At 70.8% G+C, this 6,946-nt stretch carries 7 protein-coding genes; 5 read left to right on the top strand and 2 right to left on the bottom strand.

Annotation, left to right across the window (positions count from 1 at the left end):
• The 4 genes from HYE82_RS32185 to HYE82_RS32175 all read left to right on the top strand — a co-directional run.
• Window positions 1-282: hypothetical protein (locus HYE82_RS32185; RefSeq protein ID WP_179177742.1), on the top strand; the 282-nt coding region annotated here is incomplete at its 5' end.
• A 196-nt stretch (window positions 283-478) separates the two neighbouring features.
• Entirely contained in the window at window positions 479-598 is a 120-nt protein-coding gene (locus HYE82_RS38630) for an SGM_5486 family transporter-associated protein (protein ID WP_256987964.1), read from the top strand.
• Window positions 599-767: 169 nt separating this feature from the next.
• Entirely contained in the window at window positions 768-962 is a 195-nt protein-coding gene (locus HYE82_RS32180; RefSeq protein WP_179177741.1) for a hypothetical protein, read from the top strand.
• 111 nt (window positions 963-1,073) lie between these two features.
• Window positions 1,074-1,595, top strand: a complete 522-nt coding sequence (locus tag HYE82_RS32175; protein WP_179177740.1) for a histidine phosphatase family protein — start codon at window positions 1,074-1,076, stop codon at window positions 1,593-1,595.
• 107 nt (window positions 1,596-1,702) lie between these two features.
• Here HYE82_RS32175 and serB read toward each other — a convergent pair whose 3' ends face one another.
• Complete coding sequence (gene serB, locus HYE82_RS32170) at window positions 1,703-2,902, bottom strand: phosphoserine phosphatase SerB (RefSeq protein WP_179177739.1); 1,200 nt, start codon at window positions 2,900-2,902, stop codon at window positions 1,703-1,705.
• Between the two features lie 316 nt (window positions 2,903-3,218).
• Between serB and HYE82_RS32165 the strand changes: the two genes are divergently transcribed.
• Window positions 3,219-5,741 carry an FHA domain-containing protein gene (locus HYE82_RS32165; protein ID WP_218783299.1) on the top strand — a complete coding sequence of 841 codons (2,523 nt, stop codon included), beginning with the start codon at window positions 3,219-3,221 and terminating at the stop codon, window positions 5,739-5,741.
• Window positions 5,742-5,864: 123 nt separating this feature from the next.
• On the opposite strand, the gene HYE82_RS32160 is transcribed toward HYE82_RS32165, so the two are convergent.
• Window positions 5,865-6,557: a transglycosylase SLT domain-containing protein gene (locus HYE82_RS32160; RefSeq protein WP_179177737.1), complete on the bottom strand. Its 693-nt coding sequence runs from the start codon at window positions 6,555-6,557 to the stop codon at window positions 5,865-5,867.
• Window positions 6,558-6,946: the final 389 nt, after the last annotated feature.

Raw genomic sequence — 6,946 nt, 5'->3', positions numbered from 1 at the left:
CCCGTACCTGCCGAGCCCCCCGTACCGGCCGCGCCGACCCCGGCCGCGGACCTGTTCGGCGCCGACTGCGACACCGTCATCGACGGCTCGCTGGTCACGGCGTACTGCCACAACAGCTACCCGCGGACCGACCTGGTCCGGCTGCACGTCGAATGCGACCGCTGGTGGGACCTGGACGGGGACGGCAATGCCGTGGCCGTGGGACCGGCCGGCCGCGCCGAGCTCGTCGGCCGGTGCTGGAAGGAGGTCCGCTCGACCTGGGTCAGCCACCGGCGGGCGTGACGGCGTCCCCCGGTGCGGGCGTCCTGCTCGCGGCCACCGTGTCCACGGGCGTCCTGCCGGCCTTCGCCGTCCCCGGCCTGGCCGGCCGGATGCGGAACCAGGGCCCGTCCCCTCCGCCTCGCTGCCTCCGGGATCGCCGGCCACACCGGCGGGACCGCACGATCGAGGGCGAACGCGGCATGCGAGACTGAACGGCATGTCGCCCGTACTCGAACCGAACCCCCAGGACGGCCGCAGGAAGCTCGGCGTCGTGCTCGGCGCGATGCTCGCCGTCACCGTGATCATCGCCGTCATCGCGACCGTCGTCTCGCCCTGACCGCGACCGCCGTACCGCCTTGACCCGCCCCCGGGTGGGGCTGCCCCCACCGTCCCCTAGGGGGCCGGCGTCAGGGTCGGATGGGGTGCGCCCCTGATGGGAACGACTGCTTCGGATCCCTAGATTCGAAGGAGCAGCCCGTCCCCGACGCACACCCTGGAAGGCCCCCATGCCGGCCCCCGCACCCCTCCGCCGCACCGCCGGCGCCGACGCCCGGCTCCACTGGTGGGCGCTGGCCCTGCCCGCACTCGCCTTCGGCCTCCTGCTGCTCCTCCTCGCCGGATCCGGCGAGGTCCAGGCCGCCGCCGGCGAGACCGCGCCCCTGCTCAAGGTCAGCGCACAGCTCCTGCGTGCCGCAGGCTGAACCGGCCCATGCGTCCGCGCGGGCCGCGCACGGCGCAGGTGCGCCCCCGGCCCGCGGACGAGCTCCCCAACGCCCTCCGCTCCGCGGCCCCATCCGTGCGAAGCTGGGGCCATGAGCGCCGACACACCCCGCAGGATCGTCCTCCTCCGCCACGCGAAGGCCGACTGGCCGCAGGTGTCCGACCACGATCGCCCGCTGTCGGAACGCGGCCGCAAGGAGGCCCCGGCCGCCGGACTGAAGCTGGCCGAGACCGGCATCACCTTCGACCTGGCCCTCTGCTCCACCGCCACCCGCACCCGCGAGACGTGGAAGCTCGCCGTCCAGGAGCTGCCGCACCGCCCGAAGACCGTGTACGAGGAGCGGCTGTACGAGGCCTCGCTCGGCGAGCTCCTCGCCCTCCTCAACGAAACCCCCGACGAGGTCGGGGACCTCCTCGTGATCGGCCACAACCCCGGCATGCACGCCCTCGCCGACGCCCTCGCCGGCCGCGTGGAGGGCGATGCCCTGGCCCGGATGAACCGCAGCGGCTTCCCGGCCGCGGCACTGGCCGTCGTCTCCTTCACCGGATCCTGGAAGTCCGTGGAGCACGGCGTGGGCACGCTGCTCGACTTCTGGACCCCCGCGGACCACTGACCGGCCCGTGGCGCGCCTCCCGTGTACGGGGACGGTCCCGGCGGATCGATCGGCCCGTCCCCGTCCCCGTACACGTTTCCGGTACGCGTGCGCGCGCTCGGACCGGGTCAGGTCAGGCCGGCGGCCTCGACCTCCTCACGTGTGATCCCGAGCAGGTACAGGACGGTGTCCAGGAACGGCACGTTCACCGCGGTGTGCGCCGCCTCGCGGACCACCGGCTTCGCGTTGAAGGCCACGCCCAGCCCGGCCGCGTTCAGCATGTCCAGGTCGTTGGCGCCGTCGCCGATCGCCACCGTCTGCTCCAGCGGGACGCCGGCCTCCGCCGCGAAGCGGCGCAGCAGCCGGGCCTTGCCGGCCCGGTCCACGATCTCGCCCGTGACCCGGCCGGTCAGCCTGCCGTCGACGATCTCCAGGGTGTTGGCGGAGGCGAAGTCCAGCCCCAGCTGCTCCCGCAGGTCGTCCGTGACCTGCGTGAACCCGCCGGAGACCACACCCACCTGGTAGCCGAGCTGCTTGAGGGTGCGGATCAGGGTCCGCGCCCCGGGGGTCAGCCGCACCTCGGCCCGGACCTTCTCCACCACCGAGGCGTCCAGCCCTGCCAGCAGCGCCACCCGGGCGTGCAGCGACTGCTCGAAGTCCAGCTCCCCGCGCATGGCCCGCTCGGTCACCTCGGCGACCTCGGCCTCGCAGCCCGCGTGCGCGGCGAACAGCTCGATGACCTCGTCCTGGATCAGGGTCGAGTCCACGTCCATCACGACCAGGCGCTGGGCCCGCCGGTGCAGGCCGGCCGAGACCACTGCCACGTCGACGCCGATGTGCGCGGCAGCGGTGGCCAGCGCGGTCCGCAGCGGCTCCGTCTCACAGCCGGACACGGCGAACTCGACGGCCGTCACCGGGTACTTGGCGAGTCGGAAGATACGGTCGATGTTGCCGCCCGTGGCGGTGATCCGGGAGGCGACCGCCGCCGTGGACTCGGCGGTCAGCGGGTGCCCCAGCACGGTGACGTGGGAGCGGCCGCTGCCGCGCGGCCGGTTGTCACCGGTGCCGGAGAGGATCTCCGCCTGCATCTTGAGCGACTCGGCCCAGCTGTGGACGGTGGCCCGCAGCTCGCCCTCAGTGCCGTGGGGGGGCACGGTGACGAGGGCGCACAGGACGATGCGGCCACGGGTGACGACCTGCTCGATGTCGACCACGTCGACGGAGAAGGCGGCGAGGGTGTCGAACAGTCCCGCGGTGATCCCGGGGCGGTCCTTGCCGAAGATTTTGACGAGGAGGGTGGGGACGTCTGAGGTCTGCGAAGCGCTCATGGTGCTCTCACCGTATCTTCCCGTCCCGCGGGGGCGTCAGGCCCGTCCCACCCACCGGAACGGGTTTCCCCCGCTCAGAGGTGGCGGCCGGGACGGGACCGGTGATCGAGAAGTCCCGTATCGCACGCTCCGGGCGACTTGCGCCCGCGATCCGCGGGCGCCCCGGCAAGGCCCCGATTCCACATGTGGCCGCGGGCCTGAAATAGTTCCCCCGGATGTTAGCCATCCCTAGACTCCCTGGCGTCGGACTCCCTGACGGCCAGGGGGATTCTCGGGGGACCTAAGTGGGGCTGGAGTGCCGGAACTCGTACTGGAATTGAATGGAAGGACCTGGACGCTCGATCCGTCCAGGTCGTACTCGCTGGGGCGCGATCCCCAGGGAGACGTGGTGATCGACGACGCCCGGGTTTCCTGGCGGCACGCCACCATCGCTTGGAACGGCCGGGGTTGGGGCATCGAGGACCACGGCAGCACCAACGGCACGTACGTGCAGGGTGCGCGGGTCCAGCAGGCGGAGCTCGTGCCGGGCACGCCGGTCCACCTCGGCAACGCCACCGACGGACCGCGGCTGAATCTGAGCGTTGCCGGTGCGCCGCAGCAGGCCGCCGTGCCGCAGCAGCAGGCTCCGGCCTACCAGGCCCCGGCCCCCGCGTACCAGGCTCCGGCCCAGGCACAGGCCGCCCCGGCCTACCAGGCTCCGGCCCAGCAGCAGGCGTGGCCGCAGCCGCAGCAGCAGGCGCCCGCCCCGCAGCAGCACTTCCCGCAGCAGCAGGGTGCGGCCGGCGCGGCCCACCCCGCCCAGGGTGCGCACGCCGGCCACGGCGGCCACGGCGGCGACCGCAGCCCGACGACCTTCCACCAGATCGCCGTCGGCCGCGTCATGCGGATCGGTCGTGCCCTGGAGAACGAGCTCGTCGTCTCCGACCTGCAGGTCTCGCGGCACCACGCGGAGTTCCGCTCCACCGGCGGCCGCTTCGAGATCCACGACCTCGGCAGCCACAACGGCACCTACGTCAACGGTCAGCCGCTGGCCAAGTCCGGCTCGGCGCTGCTCGGCCCGAACGACATCGTCGGCGTCGGCCACTCCACGTTCCGGATCGTCGGCGACCGGCTGGAGGAGTTCGTCGACTCCGGCGACGTCTCCTTCTCGGCCCGCCACCTCACGGTCACGGTGGACGGCGGCAAGCAGATCCTCAAGGACGTCACCTTCGGCGTCCCGGAGAAGTCGCTGATCGGCGTCATCGGCCCCTCCGGCTCCGGCAAGTCGACCCTGCTCAAGGCGCTGACCGGCTACCGGCCCGCCGACCAGGGCGAGGTCCTCTACGACAACCGCAACCTGTACAAGCAGTTCGCGGAGCTCCGCCAGCGCATCGGCCTGGTCCCGCAGGACGACATCCTGCACAAGGAGCTGAAGGTCTCCACCGCCCTGAAGTACGCGGCCAAGCTCCGCTTCCCCGGCGACACCGCCGAGGCCGAGCGTGCCGCCCGTATCGACGAGGTGCTGCGCGAGCTCAAGCTCGACATCCACAAGGACAAGAAGATCACCGCGCTCTCGGGTGGTCAGCGCAAGCGCGTGTCCGTGGCCCTGGAGCTGCTCACCAAGCCCTCGCTGATCTTCCTCGACGAGCCGACCTCCGGCCTCGACCCGGGCATGGACCGCGACGTCATGCAGCTGCTGCGCGGCCTCGCCGACGACGGCCGCACGGTCCTGGTCGTCACCCACTCCGTGGCCGAGCTGGGCCTGTGCGACAAGCTGCTGGTCATGGCCCCGGGCGGTTCGGTCGCCTACTTCGGCCCGCCGGACGAGGCGCTGAACTTCTTCGGCTACAGCACGTGGGCGGACGTCTTCTCGGCCTTCGAGAACTACCGCGACTACGACTGGGCCGGCCGCTGGAAGGGCTCGCAGCACTACCAGCTGTACGCCGCCGACCTCGACGCGGTCGCCCCGCAGGCCGTCGCCATGCCGCCGCAGCAGATGATCCCGCCGAAGCCGCAGGCCTGGGGCTCGCAGCTGTGGACGCTGATCCGCCGCTACCTGTCGGTCATCGCCTCGGACATGGGCTTCATGGCCCTCATGGTGCTCCTGCCCGCGATCATCGGCATCGTCTCCACGGTGATCCCTGCGAAGTTCGGCCTCGCGCCGCCGACGCCGCCGAGCCGCTTCAACGGCGACGCCGGAACGATCATGCTGATCCTCGCGGTCGGCATGTGCTTCTCCGGCTCCGCCAACTCGGTCCGCGAGCTGATCAAGGAGCGGGTCATCTACGAGCGGGAACGCGCGACGGGCCTGTCCCGTTCGGCGTACCTGATGTCGAAGGTGATCGTCCTCGGCGTCATCACCGCCCTCCAGTGCGTGATCATGTGCCTGATCGCCTTCACCCCGCGCAAGCTCCCCGCCGAGGGCCTGTTCATGGACCCGGCCACCGAGCTCTGCATCTCGGTCATCGCGCTCGGCTTCACCTCGATGATGTTCGGCCTGGTCATTTCCGCGCTGGTGAAGACCTCCGAGAAGACCATGCCGCTGCTGGTCATGTTCGCGATCGTCCAGGTCGTGTTCACGGGCATCCTGTTCCAGCTCTACGACAAGCCCGGCCTGGAGCAGTTCGCCTGGCTGATGCCGTCCCGCTGGGCCATCGCCGCGGCCGGCACCACCCTGAACCTCGGCAAGCTCATGGCGCCGTGGGACATGGAGAACCCGACCAACACCGACCCTCTGTGGGACCCCACGGCCGGCCAGTGGACGCTGAACATCATCGTCCTGCTCGCCCTCGGCGTCGCCTGCGGCTTCGCGGTGCAGCGCCTGCTGCGCCGCCACGAGCCCGAGGTCATGCGCAACTAGCGGCACCGGCTGCACGAGCAGCCCGCGCGGCACGTGACGCACAAGCGCCTCAGGGCGGTACCCGGATCGCGGGTACCGCCCTGAGGCGTTCGAAGAGGTGCAGCGGAAGCTTCCGCCAGAGGCCTAGTAGGCGCTGTTCACGTTGTCGATGGTGCCGTAGCGGTCGGCCGCGTAGTTGCAGGCGGCGACGATGTTGGCGACCGGGTCGTACTGGTCGAACTTGGTGCCCGGCACGTGGTAGGCCTTGAAGGTCGGGTAGATGACCTGGAGCAGGCCCTTGGACGGAACGCCGTTCTTGGCGTTGATGTCCCAGTTGTTGATGGCCATCGGGTTGCCCGAGGACTCGCGCATCACGTTCTTGTGGATGCCCGCGTACGTGCCCGGGATGCCCTCCTTCTTCATGATGAAGAGGGCTTCCTTGATCCAGCCGTCCAGGTTGTTCGCGAAGACCGGCTTGCGGGCGGCCGCACGGCTGGCGGCCTCCTTCTGCTCACGCGCCTTCTTCGCAGCGGCCTCCGCCTTGGCCTTGGCAGCGGCGTCGGCCTTGGCCTTGGCAGCGGCGGCCGCGTCCGCCGCCCGCTGGACGGCGACGGCCTGCTGCGCGGCCAGGCTGCTCTGGGCGGCCTTGGTCTGCGCGTCCAGGACCTGGGTCAGCGCCACGGGGGCGGCGACGGCGGCCTCGGCCGTACCGGTGTTGCCGGCACCGCCGGGAACGAGGGTGGCGGCGACGGCTGCGGCACCGATGGTGGCGACGGCGGCGAAGGACATCTTGTGCGCCTTCGTCAGACGACGGCCACGAATGCTGGTCTTGGACATGCGTTGCAACCTCTTCGAATCGCGGGGGCCGCAGGAGGGCTCCGGATGGATCCGGGGAGATCCCCGGTGCCGTGCGGCGAGAGCAATTCTTAGCGGCGGCAAAATTCTGGTGCAAAGGTGTGACGTACGATCCCGCTTAGTGGATCACGGGGCCCCGTCCGGCCAGGAATTTCGACCCGGCAACTGCACAGACCAGCGTCGATGCGACCTTCACGTATCTACTAGGCGCCCTCGTAAGTGATGTGGGTCCTATGCGCGGGCTCACACCGGCCACGCAACAGCCTCACCATCCGTTGCCAGTGCAATTCAATCCGTCACGCCTTCTGCGACATACGGACGACGAAACCCGCCCCCGCCTCGTCCCCACGGCCCCCATCCTGTCTCTTATA

The organism is Streptomyces sp. BR123, assembly GCF_013401435.1.
Taxonomy (GTDB): Bacteria; Actinomycetota; Actinomycetes; order Streptomycetales; family Streptomycetaceae; genus Streptomyces.
Note: the sequence above shows the minus strand (reverse complement) of the source record. Positions and strands in the feature narration are given on the sequence as shown.

What these genes read in the sequence shown, in the direction of transcription:
- HYE82_RS38630 (WP_256987964.1), top strand. Translation starts at nt 479, where the DNA reads ATGTCGCCCGTACTCGAACCGAACCCCCAGGACGGCCGCAGGAAGCTC.
- HYE82_RS32180 (WP_179177741.1), top strand. Translation starts at nt 768, where the DNA reads ATGCCGGCCCCCGCACCCCTCCGCCGCACCGCCGGCGCCGACGCCCGG.
- HYE82_RS32175 (WP_179177740.1), top strand. Translation starts at nt 1,074, where the DNA reads ATGAGCGCCGACACACCCCGCAGGATCGTCCTCCTCCGCCACGCGAAG.
- serB (WP_179177739.1), bottom strand. Translation starts at nt 2,902, where the DNA reads ATGAGCGCTTCGCAGACCTCAGACGTCCCCACCCTCCTCGTCAAAATC.
- HYE82_RS32160 (WP_179177737.1), bottom strand. Translation starts at nt 6,557, where the DNA reads ATGTCCAAGACCAGCATTCGTGGCCGTCGTCTGACGAAGGCGCACAAG.